The following is a 23,740-nucleotide window of genomic DNA, read 5'->3' on the forward strand; positions in this document are numbered from 1 at the left end:
CCAGAGGCGGTACTCGGCCGCCCCGTCCGGCTTTTTCGATCATGCCCGTGGGGAACTTCACTTAATCACCGCAATCGGAACTAACGGTTTCGTCCGTACGTCCCTTTCTCATGCACTCGGCCGATCACCTGTGAAAGATCCGGCCATGTACGGAAGATGCGGCTGTGTACGGAAGAGGCGGGCAAGGTCCGGTCATGCGTGAAAGGTCCGACGGTGAGTCCGGCGGTGAGGATGTGCCGAGCATCGGCGAGGAGGTGCGGAGGATGCGGTTCGACCTGAGCGTCGCCCAGGTGGCGGGCAGCGCCCTGGCGGCGGTGGTGGCCGCGAAGCTGGCCTCGTACTTCGGCGTCTACGGCACGATCCTCGGGGCCGGTGTCGTCAGCGTCCTGGCCACCTGCGGCGGCTCGGTCCTCCAGCACTTCTTCCGGCGTACCGGCGAGCAGCTCCGCGCGGTGGGCGCCTCCCCGGGTGCTTCCCCGGCCGCCGCTCCCGGGCCGGTCCCGGCGGCCGCTCCCGCCGGGCGGACCCCACCGCCGGCGGGTGAGTTCGGCGAGGGGACCGTCTACCGGGCCCGGATCAAGAGCTGGAAGCGGCCCGTGGTCGCCGCCGCCCTCGTCTTCGGGGTGACCATGGCCGGAATCACCGCCTACGAGTTGGTGTCGGGCGACACCTTCAGCGGCGGCAGGGGCACGACGGTCGGCTACGCCGTCACCGGCCACCACGCGCCCTCCGTGACCCGCGACGGGCACGCTCCCACCTCCTCGCCCTCCGGCACACCCGGGACCGGGGACGGAACGTCGCCGGACGGCGCCGCTTCCGGTCGCCCCGACCGGGGGACCGGGGCGAGCCCGACGCCCACCCCCGAGGCCACGGGAAACAGTGGCAGCGGCGGAAGCGGCGCCACGGGGACCACCGGCACCGGCGGTCCGGAGGAAGGCAGGCCCTCCGACACCGGCACCACGGCCCCGGCGCCCGGCGCGAGCGCTACGGCCCCAGCACCCTCCGCAAGTAGTCGTTCTGGAACAGCCGCTGGGGATCCAGCCGGTCCCGCAGCGCCGTGAACTCCCCGAAGCGCGGGTAGAGCGCGGCGAGTTGGCCGGCGTCCCTGGTGTGGAGCTTGCCCCAGTGCGGCCGGCCCTCGTACGCGGTGAAGATGCTCTCCGCGGCCGTGAAGTACCGCTGGTAGGGGGTGCCCCGGAACATGTGGACCGCGATGTACGCGCTGTCCCGGCCCGAGGCGGTGGACAGGGTGATTTCGTCGGCGGGCGCGGTCCGCACCTCCACCGGGAAACTCACCCGCAGCCCGGAGCGGTCGACCATCGCCTTCAGCTCGCGCAGCGCGTCGGCCAGGGCCTCGCGCGGCACGGCGTACTCCATCTCCACGAAGCGCACCCGGCGCGGCGAGGTGAAGACCTTGTAGGGGATGTCGGTGTACGTCCGCGCGGACAGCGCGCGGCTGGAGATCCCGGCGATCGACGGGACGGTGGCGGGCACCGCGCGGCCGACCCAGTTGGCCACCTGGAAGACACCGTTGGAGAGGAACTCGTCCTCGAACCAGCCGGCCAGCCGTCCCACCGGCTGCTCGGGGCCGGCGCTGCGGTTGTTGCGCTTGGTGTTGGCGCTGCCGGTGTGCGGGAACCAGTAGAACTCGAAGTGCTCGTTCTCCGCCCAGAGCTGGTCGAACTCCGCGAGCACCCGATCGAGGCCCATCGGTTCCTCGCGGGCCGTGAGCAGGAAGAGCGGCTCCACCGCGAAGGTGAGGGCCGTGACGATCCCCAGCGCGCCCAGGCCGATGCGGGCGGCCGCGAAGACCTCCGGGTTCTCCTGCGCGGAGCAGGTGAGCACCGAGCCGTCCGCCGTGACCAGTTCGAGCCCCCGGATCTGGGCGGCGATCGACGCGGACTCGCGGCCCGTGCCGTGGGTGCCGGTGCTGGTCGCCCCGGACACCGTCTGCTCCATGATGTCGCCCATGTTGGCGAGCGAGAGGCCCTCCCGCGCGAGAGCGACGTTCAGCCTCTTGAGAGGGGTGCCGGCCTCGACCGTGACCGTCATGGCCTCCCGGTCGATCCCGCGTATGCCGGTCAGCAACTGCGGGCGGATCATGACGCCGTCCGTCGCGGCGATGCTCGTGAAGGAGTGACCGGTGCCGACGGCCTTCACCCGCAGTCCGTCCTCGGCGGCTTTGCGTACGGCGGCGGCGACGTCCGCCACCGTGGCCGGAGTGACCTCCCGCCCGGGGCGCGCGCCGACGTTGCCGCCCCAGTTATGCCACGTGCCGTTCTTCGCGCTCGTCGTGCTGCTCAACGAAGCCTCCCCGACGCGGAGCCGGCCTGCTGAGCCGGCGGTACCCGAGGAAACCGACCGCGACCGCGACGGCCCCGGACACCGCCGGAACCGCGTACCCGGCTCGCGCCCCGGCCGCGTCGATCACCCAGCCGGCCGCCGAGGAGCCCAGTGCCACCCCGACCGCGAGCCCGGTGCTCACCCAGGTCATGCCCTCGGTCAGGTGCGAGCGTGGTACGTGCTCTTCGACGAGGGCCATCGTCGTGATCATCGTGGGAGCGACGGACAGGCCCGCAACGAACAGCGCCACGGCCAGAAACGGCAGGTTTCCGACCAGTAGGAGGGGGATCATACTCACGGCCATCGTGCAGATGCCCAGCAGCCAGCGCCGGGCGGGCGGTCCCGCGAAGTGCAGCAGGCCGAACACGACGCCCGCCGTGCAGGAGCCCGCCGCGTACAGGGCGAGCACGACGCTCGCGGCGCCCTTGTGCCCCTGCTCCTCGGCGAAGGCGACGGTGACCACGTCGACCGCGCCGAAGATCGTCCCGGTCGCCACGAAGGTCGACACCAGCACCTGGAGTCCGCGCGCACGCAGGGCGGAACCGCCGCCGTGGTGCTCGCGCGGGTGCGGTGCGGGCTCGGTGGCGCGCTGGGCGGTCAGCCAGAACACGCCCGCCGCCAGGAAGCAGGCGGCCAGCAGCGGCCCCGCCTCCGGGAACCAGACCGTGGACAGTCCGATGGAGACGATCGGCCCGAAGATGAAGCAGGCCTCGTCCACCACCGACTCGAACGAGTAGGCGGTGTGCAGTTGCGGCGTCCCCCGGTACAGGGCCGCCCAGCGCGCCCGGACCATCGCGCCCAGGCTGGGCACCGAGCCGATCCCGGCCGCGCAGACGAACAGCACCCAGTCCGGCCACCGGAAGTGCGCCGCGCACAGCAGCACCGCCGAGGCGGTCAGCGCGACGAGGGTCGCGGGGCGCAGCACCCGGCGCTGTCCGTGCCGGTCGACCAGCCGGGATATCTGCGGGCCCAGGACCGCGGCGGCCAGCGCGATGGTGGCCGACAGCGCGCCCGCGAGCCCGTAGCGCCCGGTGAGCTGGGAGATCATCGTGACCACGCCGATGCCCATCATCGACAGCGGCATCCGGCCGAGGAACCCCGCGGCGGAGAAACCCTTGGAGCCTGGAGCGGCGAACAGGGCACGGTACGGGCTGGGCACAGGGTCTCCGCGGATCCGGTAAGGCGTGAAGGAAGCTGATACAGCTTACGGATCGGGCGCACCCGGCGCACGTCCCCCTATGGACTTCGGGACACATCTCCGCCCGGACTCGCGCGCACCCCCCACTCCGGACTCGCGCTCACTCGGGACCCGCGCCCACTCGGGAGGCGCGCCCCCTGCGGGCCGGGAGCCCGCCCGTCGGTGCGGAGTGGCAGGATCGAGCCATGCCTGACGTGCTCGACGCCACCCCGTACGACGCCCTGCTCCTGCTCTCGTTCGGCGGCCCCGAGGGGCCGGACGACGTGATCCCGTTCCTGGAGAACGTGACGCGCGGGCGAGGCATCCCCACCGAGCGCCTGAAGGAAGTGGGCGAACACTACTTCCAGTTCGGCGGGGTCAGCCCGATCAACGCCCAGAACCGCGTCCTGCTCGACGCCCTGCGGAAGGACTTCGCCGGTCACGGCCTCGATCTGCCGGTCTACTGGGGCAACCGCAACTGGGCCCCCTACCTGACGGACACCCTGCGGGACATGGTCCGCGACGGCCGCCGCCGCATCCTGGTCCTGGCCACCAGCGCCTACGCCTCCTACTCCGGCTGCCGCCAGTACCGCGAGAACCTCGCGGACTCGCTCGCCGCCCTTCAGGCCGAGGGCCTGGACCTGCCGAAGGTCGACAAGCTGCGGCACTACTTCAACCACCCCGGCTTCCTCCAGCCCATGATCGACGGCGTCCTCGAGTCGCTCGCCGGCCTTCCCGAGGACGTCCGCGACGGCGCCCACATCGCGTTCTGCACCCACTCGATCCCGGTCTCCGCCGCGGACACCTCGGGACCGGTCGCGGGCCACGGCGACGGCGGGGCGTACGTCCGCCAGCACCTGGACGTGGCCCGGCTGATCGCCGACGAGGTCCGTGAGCGCACCGGCGTCGACCACCCCTGGCAGCTCGTCTACCAGTCGCGCTCCGGCGCCCCGCACATCCCGTGGCTGGAGCCCGACATCTGCGACCACCTCGAGGAGCGGCACGCCGCCGGAGCCCCGGCCGTCGTCATGGCGCCCATCGGCTTCGTCTCCGACCACATGGAGGTCATGTACGACCTCGACACCGAGGCCACGGCCAAGGCCGCGGAACTGGGCCTTCCGGTACGCCGCTCCGCCACCGTCGGCGCCGACCCGCGGTTCGCCGCCGCCATCCGCGACCTGATCATGGAGCGGGCCGCCACCGAGCGCGGACAGCAGGTCACGCCGTGCGCCCTGGGCTCGCTCGGCGCGGACCACAATCTCTGCCCGGTGGCCTGCTGCCCGGCCCGTACGCCCCGGCCGGCCGCCGCGGGCGCCGACAGTCCCTACGCGTGAGGAACCCCGTGACCGACACCCTGCCCGCGGAACTGCTCCAGCTCGCCCGCCAGGCGGCCGCACGCGCCGGAGAGCTGCTGAAGGACGGCCGCCCGGCCGACCTGACGGTGGCAGCCACCAAGTCCAGCCCGATCGACGTCGTCACCGAGATGGACATCGCCGCCGAGAAGCTGATCACCGGCCTGATCGCCGACCGGCGCCCCGACGACGGCTTCCTCGGCGAGGAAGGCGCCTCCGTCGAGGGCACGAGCGGTGTCCGCTGGGTGATCGACCCGCTCGACGGTACCGTGAACTACCTGTACGGACTGCCGACCTGGGCAGTCTCCATCGCCGCCGAGCACGACGGCGAGGCGGTCGTCGGGGTCGTGGCCGTCCCGATGCGCGGCGAGGCGTTCCACGCCGTGCGCGGCCGCGGGGCATGGGCCACCGGGGTCTGGGCCGGCGAGCGCAAGCTGTCCTGCCGTGCCGCGCCGCCCCTGGACCAGGCCCTGATCGCCACCGGCTTCAACTACGTCGCCGACGTCCGCGCCCACCAGGCCGACGTGGCCCGCCGGCTGATCCCGCTGCTGCGCGACATCCGCCGCAGCGGCTCGGCCGCGGTGGACCTGTGCGACCTGGCGCTGGGCCGCCTGGACGGCTTCTACGAGCGCGGTCTGAACGCGTGGGACTACGCCGCGGGCGACCTGATCGCCCGGGAAGCGGGCGCCGTGACCGGTGGCCGCCCGGGAGAGCGCCCGTCCCGCGACCTGACGGTAGCGGCCGTCCCGGGCGTCTTCGAGCCCCTCCAAAACCTCCTGGAGGACCTGGGGGCCTGGCACGACTGAGGCCGGCTGAAGGCGCCCGCAGGCGACCGAGCCATCAACACAGAACCCCGGCGCTGGATTCGCCGGGGTTCCGTTGTGCGCGTGCAGGCTGGTCAGACGCCGGACACGCCGACCTCCACACCGTGTTCGGCGGCGAGGCGGCGCAGGTCGTCGAGTTCGGCCAGCTCGACCTCGACGAGGAAGTCGTCGCCCTCGTCACGAGCCCGGGTCAGATCGGACTCGGTCGCCTTTATGCGCTGCAGAAGTCCTGCGGTGAATGCGTCCATGCTGCGCCCCCTCGTCCTGGGTCGGTGGGTCGGTGGCACGGGGGTGTGCCGTTCGGAAGGGGCGATCACGTCTCAGCAGATGCCCGGCGCTGCCCGACCGGGGCGGCGACGGCGCTGGGCACCCACACCCACTCTGCGGAAGCGGATCGCGGAGTACCGCATGGTGCTGCGGCACATGCAGAGCGTGATCGCGGGGTGTAAACCCGTCCTCCCCCGACTCCTCGCGGCGGAAACCTCGCCCGTAAAAGAAAATTCGGGATTCACGGACCCTTCGCCCACCGCATGCCTCCCGTGCACCGGCCGCTACCACGGCTTACCGCCGACTTATGGTCGAAAAGGGCAGGATGGAGTCACACACTCTCGAAGACCCTGCCGGCGTGTGCCCCGAGCGGCGCTACGCGGGTGGACACAGGAAGGACATGCGACGTGCGCGTACTCGTCGTCGAGGACGAGCAGCTGCTCGCCGATGCGGTGGCCACCGGACTGCGCCGGGAGGCCATGGCCGTCGACGTCGTGTACGACGGTGCGGCCGCCCTGGAGCGCATCGGCGTCAACGACTACGACGTGGTCGTCCTCGACCGCGACCTCCCGCTGGTCCACGGCGACGACGTCTGCCGCAAGATCGTCGAGCTGGGCATGCCCACGCGCGTGCTGATGCTCACCGCCTCCGGCGACGTCAGCGACCGCGTCGAGGGCCTGGAGATCGGCGCCGACGACTACCTTCCCAAGCCCTTCGCGTTCAGCGAGCTGACGGCACGCGTGCGCGCCCTGGGCCGGCGCACCAGCGTGCCCCTGCCGCCCGTCCTGGAGCGCGCGGGGATCAAGCTGGACCCCAACCGCCGCGAGGTCTTCCGCGACGGCAGGGAGGTCCAGCTCGCGCCGAAGGAGTTCGCGGTCCTGGAGGTCCTGATGCGCAGCGAGGGCGCCGTGGTCTCCGCGGAGCAGCTTCTGGAGAAGGCCTGGGACGAGAACACCGACCCGTTCACCAACGTCGTCCGCGTCACGGTGATGACGCTGCGGCGCAAGCTCGGCGAGCCCCCGGTGATCGTCACCGTGCCCGGCTCCGGCTACCGGATCTGAGCCGCCGTGGCCGCGACCCCGGCGCCGCCCCAGGCGCCCCCGAAACCCACCTGGGACCCCAGAAGGCCGGAGCCGGCCTTCCCGTGGCTGCGTCCGACCATCCGGATACGGCTGACGCTGCTGTACGGCGGCATGTTCCTGATCGCCGGCATCCTGCTGCTGTCGATCATCTACCTGCTCGCCGCGCAGGCCCTGCGCACCGGCAACCAACCGCTGTTCAAGATCGTCGACTTCAACGCCCTGAGGGTCACCAGCACCGACTGTCCGGGCGTCGACAACGGCAACCTGTCGCTGTCGGAGTTCAACGCCGCGATCAGCGCCTGCATCGACCACCAGCGTCAGGCCGCCCTGGACAGCCTGCTCAGCCGCTCGCTCCTGGCCCTGCTCGGCCTCGCCGTGATCGCCTTCGCGTTCGGCTACGCGATGGCCGGCCGTGTGCTGTCCCCGCTCGGCCGGATCACCCGCACCGCCCGCGCGGTGGCCGGCTCCGACCTGTCCCGGCGGATCGAGCTGGACGGCCCGGACGACGAGCTGAAGGAGCTCGCGGACACCTTCGACGACATGCTGGAGCGGCTGCAGCGGGCCTTCACCGCCCAGCAGCGCTTCGTCGGCAACGCCTCGCACGAGCTGCGCACGCCGCTCGCGATCAACCGCACGCTCCTGGAGGTGCAGCTCTCCGACCCGCACGCGCCGGTGGAGCTCCAGCAGCTCGGCAAGACCCTGCTGGCCACCAACGAGCGCAGCGAACAGCTCGTCGAGGGCCTGCTGCTGCTCGCCCGCAGCGACAACCAGATCGTCGAGCGCAAGCCGGTGGACCTCGCCGAGGTCGCCTCGCAGGCCATCGACCAGGTGCGCGGGGAGGCGGAGGCCAAGGGGGTCGTGATCCGCGGCGAGCGCAAGCCCGCGGTCGTCCAGGGCAACGGCGTGCTGCTGGAGCGGATCGCCCTCAACCTGGTGCAGAACGCGGTGCGGTACAACGTGGCCGAGGAGGGGTGGGTGGAGGTCACCACGGACGCCCAGCACGGTCAGGCGATCCTCGTCGTCACCAACACCGGCCCGGTGGTCCCGGCGTACGAGATCGACAATCTCTTCGAGCCCTTCCGGCGGCTGCGCACCGAGCGCACCGGCAGCGACAAGGGCGTCGGTCTCGGCCTGTCCATCGCCCGCTCCGTGGCGAGGGCGCACGGGGGCCACATCTCGGCCCAGCCGCGTGAGGGGGGTGGGCTGGTGATGCGAGTGATGCTGCCGATCTGAGATCATTGCGCCGACACACGGGGATGTTCGCTTTGCGCGGAAATTCCCGGGACCGTTCCCGGGTTCACCGTGTGTGATCGATCACATGGGCGGTTTTCCGGCCATCTACTCTGCGTGGTCATGTGAACCCCCAAAATGCCGGAAAAATCCCGGTTTTCAGGGGGCATGATCACGGGAAGTACACGGTGAGACCGCTTTGGAGCGGGGCATCCGGACCGTGTACGGTCCCGATCGCCATCCAAGCCGATCACTCTTGAGGAGTGCGGTTGGGTGTCGATTGAGTAACAGACCTTGATGTGAGGCAAAATCTCCGCCTCAGGTCGGGCACAAGTCCGGCCTCTCACGCGTTACGTGCGCTGGAGACACCGCATACACCCAGAGGGGGAGAGCGACATGGCAACCGATTACGACACCCCACGCAAGACCGACGACGACGTCGACTCGGACAGCCTGGAAGAGCTGAAGGCCAGGCGGAACGACAAGTCGACCTCCGCCGTCGACGTCGACGAGTTCGAGGCCGCAGAAGGCCTGGAACTGCCCGGCGCGGACCTCTCGAACGAGGAGCTGGCCGTCCGGGTGCTGCCCAAGCAGCAGGACGAGTTCACCTGCATGAGCTGCTTCCTGGTGCACCACCGCAGCCAGCTGGCCCGGGAGAAGAACGGTCAGCCGATCTGCCGCGACTGCGACTGAGGCAGGGTCGGCCGTGACTGGCTCGACCCCTCCTTGGAAGCGCCGCATCCCCCGCAGGGGAGCGGACCCGGGGCCGTCCGACGGTCCCCACGGCGCGCGTGACGACGAGCGAGGGCCGTCCCGTACAACCGATCCGGACGGATCGGCGGGATCGCCCGCGCTCGCTCCGGTCTCCGGGCGCGGTGACCCCGCCGTCCCGGCGGGCGGATCCGCGCCCGCAGTCCGGCGGCAGGCCACGGTGTTCCGGCACCACGCCCGGACGGTCGGGAGAGCGGCCAGGAGCGGCGCACGCGTGAGCGGCGGCCACGCCAGGGCGGCCCTTTCGTACCTCACCGACCGCGTCATCGACACGGCCCCGCGGATTCCCGTGAGGGACCTCGGCGCGCTCCGCCGGCAGTTCCCGGGCCTCGGACCCGAACAGCTCGCTGACAAACTCGTGGCGGGCGCGGCGCACGCCTCCTCCACGGTCGGAGCGGGCGTCGGCGCGGCGGCGATGCTGCCGGTACCGCCCGCGATGCCGACCCAGCTGGCCGCGGAGGTCACCGGAGTCGCGGTGATCGAACTCAAGCTGATCGCGGAACTCCACGAGGTGTACGGGGCGCGGCCCCCCGGAAATCTGAAGGCTCGCAGTACCGCGTATCTGGCCGCCTGGTCGCACGAGCGCAAGATCGACGTGCGGAATCCGACAACGATCGACATCGCCCTCGGGGGCCGGCTGAAGCGCCAGCTTCGCCGGCAGATCATGAAGCGGACGGCGCGGGGCCTGCCCAAGCTGACGCCCTTCATGGTGGGCGCCGCGGCCGGAGCCGTGATGAACCGGCGCGAGACCAGTAGGCTCGCCGCCCGCATCCGCTCGGACCTGCGCAAGGTCCAGGTCCCTTGGGGCGAACTGCCCCCGCTGCCGCCCCTGGAGGCGGCCGGGCACCCGCTGCGGCTCCAGGACACCGACGACGACTCCGGTACCCCCGAGGGCCCCGACACCACCGGCAGCTCCGGGGAGCCCGAGAACTGACTGACCGGCCGCGCAGGATCAACCCGGTACGCAGCCGATCGGCCTCGGCCCTGCAGGACCCGTTACGCGGCCTCGGCCTCCGCGGCGGCCCGCGCCGTACGCAGCGCCTCGGCCAGCCGCTCCGGCTCCCGGGTCGACAGGTACAGGTAGGGCGTGGGGTCCTCCGGGTCGGTGACGATGACCCGAAGCGCCCCGGGGATGTAGGCGCGCAGCAGCAGGAAGGCGCGGGTGTCGGCCTTGTGGGTGCGCCAGGCGCGCGCCTCCTCCGTGTCCAGCACCTCCGTCTCGCCGAGCGCCGTGACCGGGATCTTCGCCTCGCCCGCGATCAGCAGACCGCCCACGACCCGGATGCGGGGCGAGCCGTAGGAGCTCGCCACGACCGCCGACGCCGCGGTGCCGCCGACCAGGCCGCCCAGCATCGGCAGCGTGCCGAAGGGAAGCAGGATCAGGGCGCAGGAGAAGCCCATCAGAAGGCTGATCAGCCACCAGGAACGGGGTGCGGTGAGGCGTTCTTCGTACGGCTGGGCGGAGAGCTGCATGAACCAAGCTTGGCACGGTGTCGGGCGCGCGCCGACGCGCGGGTAAGGTCTGCGCCTGTGAGTGGTAGTTCCGCAGCTGTTCAGCCCCCGCCCGACGCCGTGGCCCCGGTCCGGCATCCCGACGCCCCCGCGCCCGGCGAACTCCTCGGCTCGCACTACGCGGAGTGCTTCGGCTGCGGCGGGGAGCAGCCGCACGGGCTGCACCTCCAGGCCCGGGCCGGGGAGGGCGTCGCCATCACCGCCGAGTTCACCGTGCAGCCCGCCCACCAGGGCGCGCCCGGCCTCGCCCACGGCGGGGTCCTCGCGACCGCCCTCGACGAGGCCCTCGGCTCGCTGAACTGGCTGCTGCGGACGATCGCCGTGACCGGGCGGCTGGAGACGGACTACGTGCGCCCGGTGCCGGTCGGCACCACCCTGCATCTGGAGGCGGCGGTCACCGCCGTGGCCGGGCGGAAGATCTACTCCAGGGCCACCGGACGCGTCGGCGGCCCCGACGGACCGGTCGCCGTCCGCGCCGAGGCCCTGTTCATCGAGGTCAAGGTCGACCACTTCGTCGACCACGGCCGCGAGCAGGAGATCCAGGCCGCCATGAACGACCCCGACCAGGTCCGGCGCGTCCGCGCCTTCGAGGTGAACCCGTGAGCCGTGAGCCCCTGAACGTCCTGATCCGGCGTGTCGACGCCGACGTACCGCTTCCGGCGTACGCGCACCCCGGTGACGCGGGCGCCGATCTGCGCACCACCGTGGCGTGCGAACTGGCGCCGGGGGAGCGGGCGGTACTGCCCACGGGCGTGTCTGTCGCGCTCCCCGAGGGGTACGCGGCCTTCGTGCACCCGCGATCCGGACTCGCCGCCCGCTGCGGTGTCGCCCTCGTGAATGCCCCGGGGACGGTTGATGCCGGGTACCGTGGGGAGATCAAGGTGATCGTGGTGAATCTCGACCCGCGCGAGTCCGTGCGGTTCGAGCGCTTCGACCGGATTGCCCAACTGGTCGTCCAGCAGGTCGAGAGGGTCCGCTTCCAGGAGGTGGCGGAACTTCCCGGCTCGGCGCGGGCCGAGGGGGGCTTCGGGTCCACCGGCGGCCACGCCGCCGTGGACGGCGCGAGCGGCACGAACGGCCGGTCCGCCGTGGGCGGACCGGCGGGTGGGAATCGATACGCTTCGGTCGTATCCGACCGGGAAGGACAGTGACGTGTTCGGACGTCGCAAGAAGAAGGGTGCCGCCGAGGACGCGGCCGGCGAGGCCGAGCAGGTCGTCGACAGCGTCGACACCGAGGCGGACGTGGACGTGGAGGTCGAGCGCGAGCGCGAGCGCGTGCGGCTCGAGCCCGGACCGCGGCCCGACGGGCCCTGGGACGACTCCGAGGTGCGCGAGCCGGCCGAGGGCCGGGTGGACCTCGGCGGGATGTTCGTACCGGGCGTCGAGGGCATGGAGCTGCGGGTGGAGGTCGCGGGCGACGCGATCGTCGCGGCGACCGTCGTCCTGCACGACAGCGCCATCCAGCTGCAGGCCTTCGCCGCACCCAAGCGCGAGGGCATCTGGGGCGAGGTCCGCGAGGAGATCGGCAGCGGCATCACCCAGCAGGGCGGCATCGTCGACGAGGTCGAGGGGCCGCTGGGCTGGGAGCTGCGCGCGCAGGTGCCGGTGCAGCTCCCGGACGGCACGGGCGGCTACCAGGTCGTGCGGTTCGTCGGCGTGGACGGCCCCCGCTGGTTCCTGCGCGGGGTGATCTCCGGGCAGGGCGCGGTGCAGCCGCAGGCGGCCGGACTGCTCGAGCAGATCTTCCGGGACACCGTCGTGGTCCGCGGCGAGGGCCCGATGGCGCCCCGCGACCCGATCGTCCTGAAGCTGCCCAACGACGCGCAGATGGTGCCCGAGGGCGTCCAGCAGGACGACGAGGGCCAGTCGCGCTTCTCCGGCGGGATGGGCCAGCTCCAGCGCGGACCGGAGATCACCGAGGTCCGCTGACCACGGTCAGCCGGCCACCGTCATTCACGACAGGATCCAGAGCCGTTCACGACAGGATCCAGGGCCGTACCCCCGGGGTGCGGCCCTCCGCCGTGTGCGGACTTTTCCGCGGCCCCGGCCGGAAACCTATCCGGACGTCCGGCCGTTCGGATATTGAAGGGACGGGCGCGGCTGGTGATACTGGCGCCCGGTCCACGGGGGCGTAAGCGGGGAGGGCACATGAGCCAGGTGATCACCGAGACCATGGTGCGCGTGGAGGACGTCCACAAGTCCTACGGGCAGGGAGAGGCCGCCGTGCACGCGCTGCGCGGAGTCTCCTTCGAGATCCCGCGGGGCGAACTGGTCGCCCTCAAGGGCCGCTCGGGCTCCGGCAAGACCACGCTGCTCAACATCGTCGGCGGGCTCGACGAGCCGGACCGCGGACGGGTCCACGTCGACGGCCGCGACCTGTCCGAACTCGGTGAGGAGGGCCTCCTCGCCCTGCGCCGGGACCACGTCGGCTTCGTCTTCCAGTCCTTCGGGCTCATCCCGATCCTCACCGCCGCGGAGAACGTCGGCGTGCCGATGCGGCTGCGCCGGGAAGAACCGCGCGTCCGGGAGGAGCGCGTCGAGCTGCTGCTGTCCCTGGTAGGCCTCGCCGACCACGCCCGGCAGCGGCCCGGTGAGCTCTCCGGCGGCCAGCAGCAGCGCGTGGCCATCGCCCGCGCCCTCGCGAACGAGCCCGCGCTCCTGATAGCCGACGAGCCGACCGGTCAGCTCGACGCGGAGACCGGCCACGCCGTGATGGAGCTGCTGCGCGCCGTCGTCCGCAGCGAGCAGGTCACCGCCCTGGTCGCCACCCACGACGCGACCCTGCTGGACCTCGCCGACCGGGTACTGGAGCTGCGCGACGGCAAGATCGTCGAATCGTGACGCCTTGAGCCCTGGCGTTCGGCGTCCTGGCCTCCGGTCGCCGTGGCGCCGTACCGCCGCCACGCCCGCCCGCCCCGACGCCGTGCCGTCAGGCGGTGTCCGTCAGGGTTGTGTCAAAGACGGCCATCCGCCCCCGCGCGACCCCTTATGTCGCGATTATCGGCCGTAAGGTCGACGCGGCATACGGAGCCGTGACGGGAAGACAATGAGGCCATGGGACGCGGCAAGCTTCGGATCTACCTCGGTGCGGCACCGGGCGTCGGCAAGACGTACGCGATGCTGTCCGAGGCGCACCGCCGGGTGGAGCGGGGCACCGACTGCGTCGTGGCGTTCGTGGAGCACCACGACCGGCCGCGCACCGAGGTGATGCTGCACGGCCTCGAGCAGGTCCCGCGCAGGGCACTGGAGTACCGCGGAAGCACCTTCACCGAGATGGACGTCGACGCGGCGCTGCGCCGCGCCCCGGCCGTCGCCCTGGTGGACGAACTCGCCCACACGAACATCCCCGGCTCCCGCAACGCCAAGCGCTGGCAGGACGTGGAGGAACTGCTCGCGGCCGGTGTCGACGTCGTCTCCACGGTCAACATCCAGCACCTGGAGTCCCTCGGCGACGTGGTCGAGTCGATCACGGGCGTACGGCAGCGGGAGACCGTCCCGGACGAGGTGGTGCGGCGGGCCGACCAGATCGAGCTGGTCGACATGTCGCCGGAGGCCCTGCGCCGCCGGATGGCCCACGGCAACATCTACAAGCCGGACAAGGTCGACGCCGCCCTGTCCAACTACTTCCGGCCCGGCAACCTCACCGCGCTGCGCGAGCTGGCCCTGCTGTGGGTGGCCGACCGGGTCGACGAGTACCTCCAGCGCTACCGCAGCGAGCACCAGGTCTCCAGGATCTGGGGCTCGCGCGAGCGGATCGTGGTCGGACTGACCGGCGGCCCCGAGGGACGCACGCTGATCCGCCGGGCGGCCCGGCTGGCCGAGAAGGGCGCCGGTGGGGAGGTCATGGCCGTCTACATCGCCCGCAGCGACGGGCTGACCTCCGCCTCCCCGAAGGAGCTGACCGTCCAGCGCACCCTCGTCGAGGACCTGGGCGGCACCTTCCACCACGTCGTCGGCGACGACATACCCGCGGCGCTGCTCGACTTCGCCCGCGGGGTCAACGCCACCCAGATCGTGCTGGGCTCCTCGCGCCGCAAGACCTGGCAGTACGTCTTCGGGCCGGGCGTGGGCGCCACGGTGGCCCGCGAGTCGGGCCCCGACCTCGACGTGCACATCGTCACCCACGGGCAGGTCGCCAAGGGGCGCGGACTGCCCGTGGCCCGCGGCGCCCGGCTCGGCCGCGCCCGGATCGTCTGGGGCTGGACGGTGGCGGTCGCCGGGCCGGTGGCCCTCGCGCTGCTGCTGAACGCCGGGGACCTCGGCCTGGCCAACGACATGCTGCTGTTCCTGGCCCTGACGGTGGCCGCGGCCCTGCTGGGCGGGCTGCTGCCGGCGCTCGCCTCGGCAGCCGTCGGATCGCTTCTGCTGAACTATTACTACACCCCGCCCCTGCACCGGCTCACCATCGCCGACCCCAAGAACATCGTCGCCATCGCGATCTTCGTCGGCGTCGCCGTGTCCGTGGCCTCGGTGGTGGACCTCGCCGCCCGCCGCACCCTCCAGGCCGCCCGGCTGCGCGCCGAGGCGGAGATACTCTCCTTCCTCGCCGGCAGCGTGCTGCGCGGCGAGACCAGCCTGGAGGCGCTCCTGGAGAGGGTCCGTGAGACCTTCGGCATGGAGGCGGTGGCGCTGCTCGAACGGCTGAGCGATGTGGACCCCTGGACCTGCGCCGGCCGGGTGGGCACGGGCGGACCGCTCCAGCGCCCGGAAGACGCTGACGTGGACATGCCCGTCGGGGACCACATGGCGCTGGCGCTGACCGGACGGGTGCTGCCCGCCTCCGACCGCCGGGTGCTGGCCGCCTTCGCCGCCCAGGCCGCCGTCGTGCTGGAGCGCCGGCGCCTCCAGGAGGAGGCCGACCAGGCGCGCGCCCTCGCGGAGGGCAACCGCATCCGCACCGCGCTGCTCGCCGCCGTCAGCCACGACCTGCGCACCCCGCTCGCCGGGATCAAGGCGGCCGTCTCCTCGCTCAGGTCCGAGGACGTCGAGTGGTCCGAGGAGGACCGCGCGGAACTGCTCCAGGGCATCGAGGAGGGCGCCGACCGGCTCGACCACCTCGTGGGCAACCTGCTGGACATGTCCCGCCTCCAGACCGGCACCGTCACCCCGCTGATCCGCGAGATCGACCTCGACGAGGTGGTGCCCATGGCGCTCGGCGGGGTGCCCGAGGACAGCGTGCACCTGGACATACCGGAGTCCCTGCCGATGGTCGCCGTCGACCCCGGGCTGCTGGAACGCGCGGTCGCCAACCTGGTGGAGAACGCCGTGAAGTACAGTCCGCCGGACGAGTGGGTGCTGGTGGCCGCCAGCGCCATGGCCGACCGGGTCGAGGTGCGGGTCGTCGACCGCGGACCGGGTGTCCCGGACGAGGCCAAGGACCGTATCTTCGAGCCGTTCCAGCGGCACGGCGACGCCCCGCGCGGAGCCGGCGTGGGCCTCGGTCTCGCCGTGGCCCGGGGCTTCGCCGAGGCCATGTGCGGCACGCTCGAGGCCGAGGACACGCCCGGCGGCGGTCTGACGATGGTCCTCACCCTGCGGGCCGCGGAGAGCCTTCGCGCGCCCGCACGACTCGCCGAACCAGAAAGGCAAACCACATGACGCGGGTGCTGGTGGTCGACGACGAGCCGCAGATCGTGCGCGCCCTCGTGATCAACCTCAAGGCACGCAAGTACGAGGTCGACGCCGCCTCCGACGGCAGGACCGCCCTCGACCTCGCCGCCTCCCGCCACCCCGACGTGGTCGTCCTCGACCTGGGCCTGCCCGACATGGACGGCGTCGAGGTGATCAGAGGGCTGCGCGGCTGGACCCGGGTGCCGATCCTGGTGCTGTCCGCCCGGCACTCCTCCGACGAGAAGGTCCAGGCGCTGGACGCGGGCGCCGACGACTACGTCACCAAGCCCTTCGGCATGGACGAGCTGCTGGCCCGGCTGCGGGCCGCCGTCCGCCGCGCCGAGCCCGTGGGGAGCGGCGAGGACGGCGTGCTGGTGGAGACCGAGGACTTCACCGTCGACCTGGCCGCGAAGAAGGTCAACCGGGCCGGCAAGGACGTCCGGCTCACCCCGACCGAATGGCACCTTCTGGAGGTGCTGGTGCGCAACACCGGCCGGCTGGTCAGCCAGAAGCAGCTGCTCCAGGAGGTGTGGGGGCCGTCGTACGGGACGGAGACGAACTATCTTCGCGTGTACATGGCGCAGCTGCGCAGGAAGCTGGAGGCCGACCCCTCGCACCCCAAGCACTTCGTCACCGAACCGGGGATGGGCTACCGCTTCGAGAAGTGAGCGGTTACGTCGCCCTCGGGGACCCCCGGTACGCTTCAGGCATGAGTGCTGTTCCTCGTTCAGACAAGCCGGTGGGCCGGTTCCGGCGCATGCTCGACCGGCTTTCCTCGTCGCAGGAGGACCTGGAGTCCGAGGAACTGCGTGAGGACGCCGAGACCGCGGGCTGTACGCGGATCGGCGACTGCACCGACCGGCAGATCGTCACGGTTACTGGTACCTTGCGCACGGTCACCCTGCGTCCACGTGCCGGAGTCCCGGCCCTGGAGGCCGAGTTGTTCGACGGCACGGCCGCCCTGGACGTGGTGTGGCTCGGCAGGCGTTCCATCGTCGGGATAGAACCGGGGCGCAAGCTGATCGCATCGGGCCGGATCTCGATGAGCCGGGGCCGCCGGGTGCTGTTCAACCCCAAGTACGAACTGCGACCCCTGGGACGGGAGTAGCCGGTGACGTCACTCGACAAGCCGACCGAAGACACGACTGCCGACGACGATGCCCGGGCGGTGACGGAGGCCGCGCTGTTCGAGGCGTTCGGCGGGGTGCGGGGCATGGTCGAGACGGTGCTGCCCGGCCTCCTCTTCGTCACCATCTTCACGATCAACAAGGACCTGCACTGGTCGGCGATCGCCGCGCTGGCGGTGTCGCTGCTGCTCGTCGTGGTCCGGCTGGCGATGCGGGACACCGTCAAGCACGCCTTCAGCGGTGTCTTCGGCGTCGTCTTCGGTGTCGTCTTCGCGATGATGACCGGCAACGCCAAGGACTTCTACCTGCCCGGCATGCTCTACACGCTGGGCCTGGCCGTGGCGTACATCGTGACCACGCTGGCCGGGGTCCCGCTGATCGGCCTGATGCTCGGCCCGGTCTTCAAGGAGAACCTCTCCTGGCGCACCCGCAACCCGGGCCGCAAGAAGGCGTACGCCAAGGCGAGCTGGGCCTGGGGCCTGATCCTGCTGGCCAAGTGCGCGATCCTCTTCCCGCTGTACTGGTGGGCCGACACCACCCAGCTCGGCTGGGTCCTGGTCATCCTGAAGATCCCGCCGTTCCTGCTCGCGGTCTGGCTGACCTGGGTCTTCCTCGCCAAGGCGCCCGCGCCCATCGACGTGTTCGCGGAGATGGAGGCGGAGGAGAAGGCCGAGGAGGAGCGCAAGGCGGCCCTGGCGCAGGAGCAGGGCGGCGAGGCGCCGGCCGCCGGCCGTCACCGCCGCCAGGACTGAGCACCGCCCGTACGACGCCGAGGGGCGCCCGGATCACCGGGCGCCCCTCGCCGTATGCGGGCGCCGATGCCCGTACCGGGCGCCCCTGCCGTATGCGGCCCTGTACGCGGACCCTCCGGTGCTCAGCGCTCCCGGCGCACCGACAGCAGGTCCTCCAGCTGCTCCTCACGGGCCTGCGCGGCCACGAACAGCAGTTCGTCACCCGCCTCCAGGGAGTCCTCCCGGGACGGGGTGAGCACCCGGGTGCCGCGGATGATGGTGACCAGCGAGGTGTCCTCGGGCCACTCGACGTCCCCGACCTGGGTGCCGGCCAGCGCCGACTCCTCCGGCAGGGTCAGCTCCACGAGGTTGGCGTCGCCGTGGCTGAAGCGCAGCAGCCGTACCAGGTCGCCGACGCTCACCGCCTCCTCGACCAGCGCGGACATCAGCCGCGGCGTCGACACGGCCACGTCCACGCCCCAGGCCTCGTTGAACAGCCACTCGTTCTTCGGGTTGTTCACACGGGCCACGACCCGCGGCACGCCGTACTCCGTCCTGGCCAGCAGGGAGACGACCAGGTTCACCTTGTCGTCGCCCGTCGCGGCGATCACCACGTTGCAGCGCTGGAGCGCCGCCTCGTCCAGCGAGGTGATCTCGCAGGCGTCGGCCAGCAGCCACTCGGCCTGCGGCACGCGCTCGACCGAGATGGCGGTCGGCGCCTTGTCGATGAGAAGGACCTCGTGGCCGTTCTCCAGCAGCTCGCCCGCGATCGAGCGACCGACCGCGCCGGCACCGGCAATGGCGACCCTCATCAGTGACCGCTCTCCTCTTCCGGGCCCTCGGCGAACGTCGCCTCGACCTTCTCCACGTCGTCCGTCCGCATCATCACGTGCACGAGGTCGCCCTCCTGGAGCACCGTCTGCGAGGTCGGCAGGATCGCCTCGCCGAGCCGGGTCAGGAACGCCACCCGGACGCCCGTCTCCTCCTGGAGCCTGCTGATCTTGTGGCCCACCCACTTCGGGGAGGCGTGCACCTCGGCGAGCTGGACGCCGCCGGTGGGGTCGCGCCACAGCGGCTCGGCGCCCGAGGGCAGCAGCCGGCGGAGCATCTGGTCCGCCGTCCAGCGGACCGTGGCCACGGTCGGGATCCCCAGGCGCTGGTACACCTCGGCGCGGCGGGGGTCGTAGATACGGGCCGCGACGTTCTGCACGCCGAACATCTCGCGGGCCACCCGCGCCGAGATGATGTTCGAGTTGTCCCCGCTGGAGACGGCCGCGAAGGCACCGGCCTCCTCGATGCCCGCCTCGCGCAGGGTGTCCTGGTCGAAGCCGATCCCGGTGACCCTGCGGCCACCGAACCCGGGGCCCAGCCGGCGGAAGGCGGTGGGGTCCTGGTCGATCACGGCGACCGTGTGCCCCTGCTGCTCCAGGGTCTGGGCGAGAGCGGAACCCACTCTCCCGCAGCCCATGATGACGATGTGCACGACCGTCCTTCCGATGTCAATAGCGACTGCTCAGTCCCATCAGGGTCTCAGACAGAGGGACAAGCTACACATGCCCGGTCCGGGGCGGGCATCCCCCTGCCGCATCCTTAACGCCTCCGTGGCGGACGGCGCCTCACCCGGGCCCCGAGACGCCTCAATCGCCCCCGGGACGCCTCACTCGGCCCCGAGGCGGCCGCGCTCCGCCTCGAAGGGCCGGCGCCGAGTGATGCTGCGCACGCTGCGCAGGGTCAGGAATCCGAGGCCGAGCAACGCGGCGGCGGCGCCGATCAGCTCCGCGGTAGGGGGCACGGGACCTCCGGGGGGTCGGCGGGGAGCGGGGTCCAGACATCTAGGCACGGCGCACACCACACCTGCGGAATCCGCAGGGTCTTCGGTACCGGAATTCACTCGTGAGGCAGATCTCGACCGGCAGGTGCACGACCCGGGGGGCAACGGCCTACGATGCTCTGTTGTGTCCAAACTGACCGACGTGCCCAAACGTATTCTGATCGGGCGCGCACTGCGCAGTGACCGGCTGAGCGAAACGCTCCTGCCGAAGCGCATCGCCCTACCCGTCTTCGCCTCCGACTCGCTGTCCTCCGTGGCGTACGCGCCCGGCGAGGTCCTGCTGGTGCTGTCCGTCGCGGGCGTGTCGGCGTACCACTTCAGCCCCTGGATCGCGGTCGCGGTCGCGGTGCTGATGCTCACCGTGGTCGCCTCCTACCGGCAGAACGTGCACGCCTACCCGAGCGGCGGCGGCGACTACGAGGTGGCGACGACCAACCTCGGCTCCAAGGCGGGCCTGACCGTCGCCAGCGCGCTGCTGGTGGACTACGTCCTGACCGTCGCCGTCTCCATCTCCTCCGGCATCGAGAACCTCGGCTCCGCCGTCCCCTTCGTGGTCCAGCACAAGGTGCTGTGCGCGGTCGCGGTGATCGTGCTCCTGACAGTGATGAACCTGCGCGGGGTGAAGGAGTCGGGCACGCTCTTCGCCATCCCCACGTACGTGTTCGTCTCCGGCGTCTTCATCATGATCGTGTGGGGCGCCGTCCGCGGGCTCGTCCTCGGCGAGACCATGCGGGCGCCGACCGCCGACTTCCACATCAGGGCCGAGCACCAGGGGCTGGCCGGATTCGCCCTCGTCTTCCTGCTGCTGCGCGCCTTCTCCTCGGGCTGCGCCGCGCTCACCGGCGTCGAGGCGATCTCCAACGGCGTCCCCGCCTTCCGCAAGCCCAAGTCCAGGAACGCGGCGAGCACGCTGGCGATGATCGGCCTGCTGGCCGTGACGATGTTCTGCGGCATCATCACGCTGGCCATGACGACCGGCGTCCGCATGTCCGACAACCCGGCCTCCAACCTCCTGCGGGGCGGCGTGCCGGTCGGCCCGGACTATGTGCAGAACCCGGTGATCTCCCAGGTCGCCGAGGCCGTCTTCGGCAAGGGCAGCTTCCTGTTCCTGATCCTGGCCGCGGCGACGGCGCTGGTCCTGTTCCTGGCCGCCAACACCGCCTACAACGGCTTCCCGGTGCTCGGCTCGATCCTCGCCCAGGACCGCTTCCTGCCCCGCCAGCTGCACACCCGCGGCGACCGGCTCGCCTTCTCCAACGGCATCGTGCTGCTCGCGGGCGCCGCCATCCTGCTGACCGTGGTCTACGGCGCCGACTCCACCCGGCTGATCCAGCTCTACATCGTCGGCGTGTTCGTGTCCTTCACGCTCAGCCAGGTCGGCATGGTCAAGCACTGGAACCGCCACCTGGCCACCGAGCGGGACCCGGCCAGGCGCAGCCACATGATCCGCTCCCGCGCCATCAACACCTTCGGGGCCTTCCTCACCAGCACGGTGCTGGTCGTCGTCCTCCTCACCAAGTTCACCCACGGTGCCTGGGTGGCCCTGCTCGGCATGTGCATCTTCTTCGCGACGATGACCGCGATCCGCAAGCACTACGACCGGGTCGCCGAGGAACTCACGGCCCCCGACGACCCGGGCGACGACACCGTCCGGCCCTCCCGCGTCCACTCGGTGGTCCTCATCTCCAAGATCCACCGTCCGGCCCTGCGCGCCCTGGCGTACGCCAAGCTGATGCGCTCGGACACCCTGGAGGGGCTCACCGTCAACGTGGACCCGGCCGAGACCCGGGCGCTGCGCGAGGAGTGGGAGCGGCGCGGCATCGACGTACCCCTGAAGGTGCTCGACTCGCCCTACCGCGAGGTCACCCGCCCGGTCATCGAGTACGTGAAGAGCCTGCGCAAGGAGTCCCCGCGCGACGCCGTCTCGGTGATCATCCCCGAGTACGTCGTCGGCCACTGGTACGAGCACCTGCTGCACAACCAGAGCGCGCTGCGCCTGAAGGGGCGGCTGCTGTTCACGCCGGGCGTGATGGTCACCTCGGTGCCCTACCAGCTGGCCTCCTCCGAGGCGGCCAAGCAGCGCGCCCGCAGGCGCCAGGAGTGGAACGCGCCGGGTGCGGTGCGGCGCGGCCCGGCCCAGGAGCGCCCGAAGGAACCGAAGGAGCCGAAGGAGTCGCCGGCGCCGAAGGGCTGACGGCCTCGGCCCTTGCCGGCGAACGGCCGGGCCGACGGCCTCCGCCCCTGATGGCGAACGGCCGGACGGCACCCACGTAGACTGGTGGGCTGTTGTCCGGCCGTCCGCCTTTCCCGATCTGGAGTCACCCCACCATGCAGGCAGAACCGAAGAACTCGCGGGTGGGCCACGACCAGGGCGGCTCGCTGGTGGGGCAGGAGTACGAGGTCGAGATCGGCCCCGTCGCCCACGGCGGCCACTGCATCGCCCGCACCGCCGAGGGCCAGGTGCTGTTCGTCCGGCACGCGCTGCCCGGCGAGCGGGTCGTGGCCCGGGTGACCGAGGGCGAGGAGGGCGCCCGGTTCCTGCGCGCGGACGCGGTGCGGATCATCGACGCCTCCAAGGACCGTATCGAGGCCCCCTGCCCCTACGCCGGCCCCGGCCGGTGCGGCGGCTGCGACTGGCAGCACGCCAAGCCGGGAGCCCAGCGGCGGTTCAAGGGGGAGGTGATCGCCGAGCAGCTCAAGCGGCTCGCGGGCCTCACGCCCGAGGAGGCCGGCTGGGACGGCACGGTGATGCCCGCCGAGGGCGACAAGCTGCCCGCGGGCGAGGTCCCGCAGTGGCGCACCCGCGTGCAGTACGCGGTCGACCCCGCCACAGGCAAGGCCGGCCTGCGCCGCCACCGCTCGCACGAGGTCGAGCCGATCGACCACTGCATGATCGCGGCTGCCGGCGTGAGCGAACTGGGCATCGAGCGGCGCGACTGGACCGGCATGGAGTCCGTCGAGGCGATCGCCGCCACGGGCTCGCAGGACCGCCAGGTGATCCTGACCCCGCGCCCGGGCGCCCGCCTGCCGCTGGTGGAACTGGACAAGCCGGTCTCGGTCCTCCGGGTCGACGAGAAGACCGGCGGCGTCCACCGCGTGCACGGCCGCCCGTTCGTCCGCGAACGCGCCGACGGCCGCACCCACCGCGTGGGCGGGGGCGGCTTCTGGCAGGTCCACCCCAAGGCGGCGGACACCCTCGTCACGGCGGTCATGCAGGGCCTCCTGCCCCGCAAGGGCGACATGGCCCTCGACCTCTACTGCGGCGTCGGCCTCTTCGCCGGAGCCCTGGCCGACCGCGTCGGCGACAAGGGCGCGGTCCTCGGCATCGAGTCCGGCAAACGCGCGGTGGAGGACGCCCGGCACAACCTCGCCGACTTCCCCCGCGTCCGCGTCGAACAGGGCAAGGTCGAGTCCGTCCTCCCGCGCACCGGCATCACCGAGGTCGACCTGATCGTCCTCGACCCGCCCCGCGCCGGCGCCGGCCGCACCACGGTCACCCACCTCACCTCCCTCGCCGCCCGCCGCATCGCCTACGTCGCCTGCGACCCGGCCGCCCTCGCCCGAGACCTGGCGTACTTCCGCGAGGGCGGCTACCGGGTACGGACGCTGCGGGCGTTCGACCTGTTTCCGATGACGCACCATGTGGAGTGCGTGGCGATTCTTGAGCCCGCTACAAAGGGGCTCTGACGCGTAAATAGCAGCAGGTCAGGGTGGGTGTGGGCAGGGTTGGGTGCCCGGTGGCCGTGCTGGTCGCCGGGTGTGCTGGCGCTGGTGGTTCAGGCCGCGCTTTCCAGAGGGTTGAGGGTGACGGTGTAGCCGAGCTGGTTGAGGGCGTTGATCGCTCGGCGGGTGGCGTGTTCGGGGTCGCGCTGGGTGAAGTAGG

24 protein-coding genes are annotated in these 23,740 nt (G+C 71.7%); 17 read left to right on the top strand and 7 right to left on the bottom strand.

Annotation, left to right across the window (positions count from 1 at the left end; genetic code table 11):
- The first annotated feature begins 194 nt into the window (after window positions 1-194).
- On the top strand, window positions 195-1,061 hold the full coding sequence (locus ACF09J_RS34045; protein ID WP_392309333.1) for a hypothetical protein: 867 nt from the start codon (window positions 195-197) through the stop codon (window positions 1,059-1,061).
- Here ACF09J_RS34045 and ACF09J_RS34050 read toward each other — a convergent pair.
- Together ACF09J_RS34050 and ACF09J_RS34055 are read right to left on the bottom strand one after the other, a co-directional pair.
- Entirely contained in the window at window positions 985-2,304 is a 1,320-nt protein-coding gene (locus ACF09J_RS34050) for a D-arabinono-1,4-lactone oxidase (RefSeq protein WP_392309334.1), read from the bottom strand. The two genes, ACF09J_RS34045 and ACF09J_RS34050, sit on opposite strands and share 77 nt — an antisense overlap.
- A complete protein-coding gene (locus tag ACF09J_RS34055; RefSeq protein WP_392309335.1) occupies window positions 2,264-3,502 on the bottom strand; it encodes an MFS transporter in 1,239 nt (412 codons plus the stop codon). Before ACF09J_RS34055 ends, ACF09J_RS34050 begins: the two co-directional genes overlap by 41 nt.
- Window positions 3,503-3,726: 224 nt before the next feature.
- On the opposite strand from ACF09J_RS34055, the gene ACF09J_RS34060 reads away from it, so the two are divergent.
- Both ACF09J_RS34060 and ACF09J_RS34065 read left to right on the top strand, forming a co-directional pair.
- Complete coding sequence (locus ACF09J_RS34060) at window positions 3,727-4,854, top strand: ferrochelatase (protein ID WP_392309336.1); 1,128 nt, start codon at window positions 3,727-3,729, stop codon at window positions 4,852-4,854.
- A gap of 8 nt (window positions 4,855-4,862) precedes the next feature.
- Complete coding sequence (locus ACF09J_RS34065) at window positions 4,863-5,678, top strand: inositol monophosphatase family protein (RefSeq protein ID WP_392309337.1); 816 nt, start codon at window positions 4,863-4,865, stop codon at window positions 5,676-5,678.
- Between the two features lie 92 nt (window positions 5,679-5,770).
- On the opposite strand, the gene ACF09J_RS34070 is transcribed toward ACF09J_RS34065, so the two are convergent.
- On the bottom strand, window positions 5,771-5,944 hold the full coding sequence (locus ACF09J_RS34070; RefSeq protein WP_019981855.1) for a hypothetical protein: 174 nt from the start codon (window positions 5,942-5,944) through the stop codon (window positions 5,771-5,773).
- A gap of 426 nt (window positions 5,945-6,370) precedes the next feature.
- On the opposite strand from ACF09J_RS34070, the gene ACF09J_RS34075 reads away from it, so the two are divergent.
- The 4 genes from ACF09J_RS34075 to ACF09J_RS34090 all read left to right on the top strand — a co-directional run bounded on the left by ACF09J_RS34075 (window position 6,371) and on the right by ACF09J_RS34090 (window position 9,980).
- Complete coding sequence (locus ACF09J_RS34075) at window positions 6,371-7,024, top strand: response regulator transcription factor (RefSeq protein WP_028424348.1); 654 nt, start codon at window positions 6,371-6,373, stop codon at window positions 7,022-7,024.
- A gap of 6 nt (window positions 7,025-7,030) precedes the next feature.
- The gene (locus ACF09J_RS34080; RefSeq protein WP_392309338.1) at window positions 7,031-8,278 is read left to right on the top strand and encodes a sensor histidine kinase; all 1,248 of its coding nucleotides are present in this window, start codon (window positions 7,031-7,033) and stop codon (window positions 8,276-8,278) included.
- Window positions 8,279-8,671: 393 nt separating this feature from the next.
- Entirely contained in the window at window positions 8,672-8,968 is a 297-nt protein-coding gene (locus tag ACF09J_RS34085; protein WP_005481602.1) for a DUF4193 domain-containing protein, read from the top strand.
- A gap of 13 nt (window positions 8,969-8,981) precedes the next feature.
- Complete coding sequence (locus tag ACF09J_RS34090) at window positions 8,982-9,980, top strand: hypothetical protein (RefSeq protein WP_392309339.1); 999 nt, start codon at window positions 8,982-8,984, stop codon at window positions 9,978-9,980.
- A gap of 62 nt (window positions 9,981-10,042) precedes the next feature.
- Here ACF09J_RS34090 and ACF09J_RS34095 read toward each other — a convergent pair whose 3' ends face one another.
- Window positions 10,043-10,519, bottom strand: coding sequence for a DUF3093 domain-containing protein (locus ACF09J_RS34095; protein ID WP_392309340.1), 477 nt, complete (start codon window positions 10,517-10,519; stop codon window positions 10,043-10,045).
- A gap of 57 nt (window positions 10,520-10,576) precedes the next feature.
- Between ACF09J_RS34095 and ACF09J_RS34100 the strand changes: the two genes are divergently transcribed.
- The 8 genes from ACF09J_RS34100 (at window position 10,577) to ACF09J_RS34135 (ending at window position 18,047) form a co-directional block, all read left to right on the top strand.
- Window positions 10,577-11,161 carry a PaaI family thioesterase gene (locus ACF09J_RS34100; protein ID WP_392309341.1) on the top strand — a complete coding sequence of 195 codons (585 nt, stop codon included), beginning with the start codon at window positions 10,577-10,579 and terminating at the stop codon, window positions 11,159-11,161.
- Complete coding sequence (gene dut / locus ACF09J_RS34105) at window positions 11,158-11,709, top strand: dUTP diphosphatase (RefSeq protein WP_388478432.1); 552 nt, start codon at window positions 11,158-11,160, stop codon at window positions 11,707-11,709. Before ACF09J_RS34100 ends, dut begins: the two co-directional genes overlap by 4 nt.
- A 1-nt stretch (window position 11,710) precedes the next feature.
- The gene (locus tag ACF09J_RS34110) at window positions 11,711-12,487 is read left to right on the top strand and encodes a DUF3710 domain-containing protein (protein ID WP_392309342.1); all 777 of its coding nucleotides are present in this window, start codon (window positions 11,711-11,713) and stop codon (window positions 12,485-12,487) included.
- Between the two features lie 219 nt (window positions 12,488-12,706).
- Window positions 12,707-13,399 (top strand): ABC transporter ATP-binding protein, encoded by a 693-nt coding sequence (locus ACF09J_RS34115; protein WP_392309343.1) that lies wholly within the window; start codon window positions 12,707-12,709, stop codon window positions 13,397-13,399.
- A gap of 213 nt (window positions 13,400-13,612) precedes the next feature.
- Window positions 13,613-16,156: an ATP-binding protein gene (locus ACF09J_RS34120; RefSeq protein WP_392309344.1), complete on the top strand. Its 2,544-nt coding sequence runs from the start codon at window positions 13,613-13,615 to the stop codon at window positions 16,154-16,156.
- Window positions 16,153-16,836, top strand: coding sequence for a response regulator (locus tag ACF09J_RS34125; protein WP_358737097.1), 684 nt, complete (start codon window positions 16,153-16,155; stop codon window positions 16,834-16,836). The genes ACF09J_RS34120 and ACF09J_RS34125 overlap by 4 nt, the downstream gene beginning before the upstream one ends.
- Window positions 16,837-16,877: 41 nt before the next feature.
- Window positions 16,878-17,276 (top strand): OB-fold nucleic acid binding domain-containing protein, encoded by a 399-nt coding sequence (locus ACF09J_RS34130; protein ID WP_392309345.1) that lies wholly within the window; start codon window positions 16,878-16,880, stop codon window positions 17,274-17,276.
- Window positions 17,277-17,279: 3 nt separating this feature from the next.
- Entirely contained in the window at window positions 17,280-18,047 is a 768-nt protein-coding gene (locus ACF09J_RS34135; RefSeq protein WP_392309346.1) for a DUF3159 domain-containing protein, read from the top strand.
- A gap of 122 nt (window positions 18,048-18,169) precedes the next feature.
- Here ACF09J_RS34135 and ACF09J_RS34140 read toward each other — a convergent pair whose 3' ends face one another.
- The 3 genes from ACF09J_RS34140 to ACF09J_RS34150 form a co-directional block, all read right to left on the bottom strand.
- Window positions 18,170-18,838, bottom strand: a complete 669-nt coding sequence (locus tag ACF09J_RS34140) for a TrkA family potassium uptake protein (protein WP_100570644.1) — start codon at window positions 18,836-18,838, stop codon at window positions 18,170-18,172.
- A complete protein-coding gene (locus ACF09J_RS34145) occupies window positions 18,838-19,509 on the bottom strand; it encodes a potassium channel family protein (protein WP_392309347.1) in 672 nt (223 codons plus the stop codon). The genes ACF09J_RS34140 and ACF09J_RS34145 overlap by 1 nt, the downstream gene beginning before the upstream one ends.
- Window positions 19,510-19,683: 174 nt before the next feature.
- Window positions 19,684-19,818 (bottom strand): hypothetical protein, encoded by a 135-nt coding sequence (locus ACF09J_RS34150; protein WP_392309348.1) that lies wholly within the window; start codon window positions 19,816-19,818, stop codon window positions 19,684-19,686.
- A gap of 163 nt (window positions 19,819-19,981) precedes the next feature.
- On the opposite strand from ACF09J_RS34150, the gene ACF09J_RS34155 reads away from it, so the two are divergent.
- Both ACF09J_RS34155 and ACF09J_RS34160 read left to right on the top strand, forming a co-directional pair.
- The gene (locus ACF09J_RS34155) at window positions 19,982-22,051 is read left to right on the top strand and encodes an APC family permease (protein WP_392309349.1); all 2,070 of its coding nucleotides are present in this window, start codon (window positions 19,982-19,984) and stop codon (window positions 22,049-22,051) included.
- Window positions 22,052-22,185: 134 nt separating this feature from the next.
- Window positions 22,186-23,544, top strand: a complete 1,359-nt coding sequence (locus ACF09J_RS34160; protein WP_392309350.1) for a class I SAM-dependent RNA methyltransferase — start codon at window positions 22,186-22,188, stop codon at window positions 23,542-23,544.
- Window positions 23,545-23,740: the final 196 nt, after the last annotated feature.

It is taken from the genome of Streptomyces sp. NPDC014889 (genome assembly GCF_043081205.1).
In the GTDB taxonomy this organism is placed as follows: domain Bacteria; phylum Actinomycetota; class Actinomycetes; order Streptomycetales; family Streptomycetaceae; genus Streptomyces.

Excerpts from the sequence above, each read along its gene's own strand:
- ACF09J_RS34045 (WP_392309333.1), top strand. The coding sequence starts at position 195 with ATGCGTGAAAGGTCCGACGGTGAGTCCGGCGGTGAGGATGTGCCGAGC.
- ACF09J_RS34060 (WP_392309336.1), top strand. The coding sequence starts at position 3,727 with ATGCCTGACGTGCTCGACGCCACCCCGTACGACGCCCTGCTCCTGCTC.
- ACF09J_RS34070 (WP_019981855.1), bottom strand. The coding sequence starts at position 5,944 with ATGGACGCATTCACCGCAGGACTTCTGCAGCGCATAAAGGCGACCGAG.
- ACF09J_RS34085 (WP_005481602.1), top strand. The coding sequence starts at position 8,672 with ATGGCAACCGATTACGACACCCCACGCAAGACCGACGACGACGTCGAC.
- ACF09J_RS34095 (WP_392309340.1), bottom strand. The coding sequence starts at position 10,519 with ATGCAGCTCTCCGCCCAGCCGTACGAAGAACGCCTCACCGCACCCCGT.
- ACF09J_RS34115 (WP_392309343.1), top strand. The coding sequence starts at position 12,707 with ATGAGCCAGGTGATCACCGAGACCATGGTGCGCGTGGAGGACGTCCAC.
- ACF09J_RS34120 (WP_392309344.1), top strand. The coding sequence starts at position 13,613 with ATGGGACGCGGCAAGCTTCGGATCTACCTCGGTGCGGCACCGGGCGTC.
- ACF09J_RS34125 (WP_358737097.1), top strand. The coding sequence starts at position 16,153 with ATGACGCGGGTGCTGGTGGTCGACGACGAGCCGCAGATCGTGCGCGCC.
- ACF09J_RS34130 (WP_392309345.1), top strand. The coding sequence starts at position 16,878 with ATGAGTGCTGTTCCTCGTTCAGACAAGCCGGTGGGCCGGTTCCGGCGC.
- ACF09J_RS34140 (WP_100570644.1), bottom strand. The coding sequence starts at position 18,838 with ATGAGGGTCGCCATTGCCGGTGCCGGCGCGGTCGGTCGCTCGATCGCG.
- ACF09J_RS34160 (WP_392309350.1), top strand. The coding sequence starts at position 22,186 with ATGCAGGCAGAACCGAAGAACTCGCGGGTGGGCCACGACCAGGGCGGC.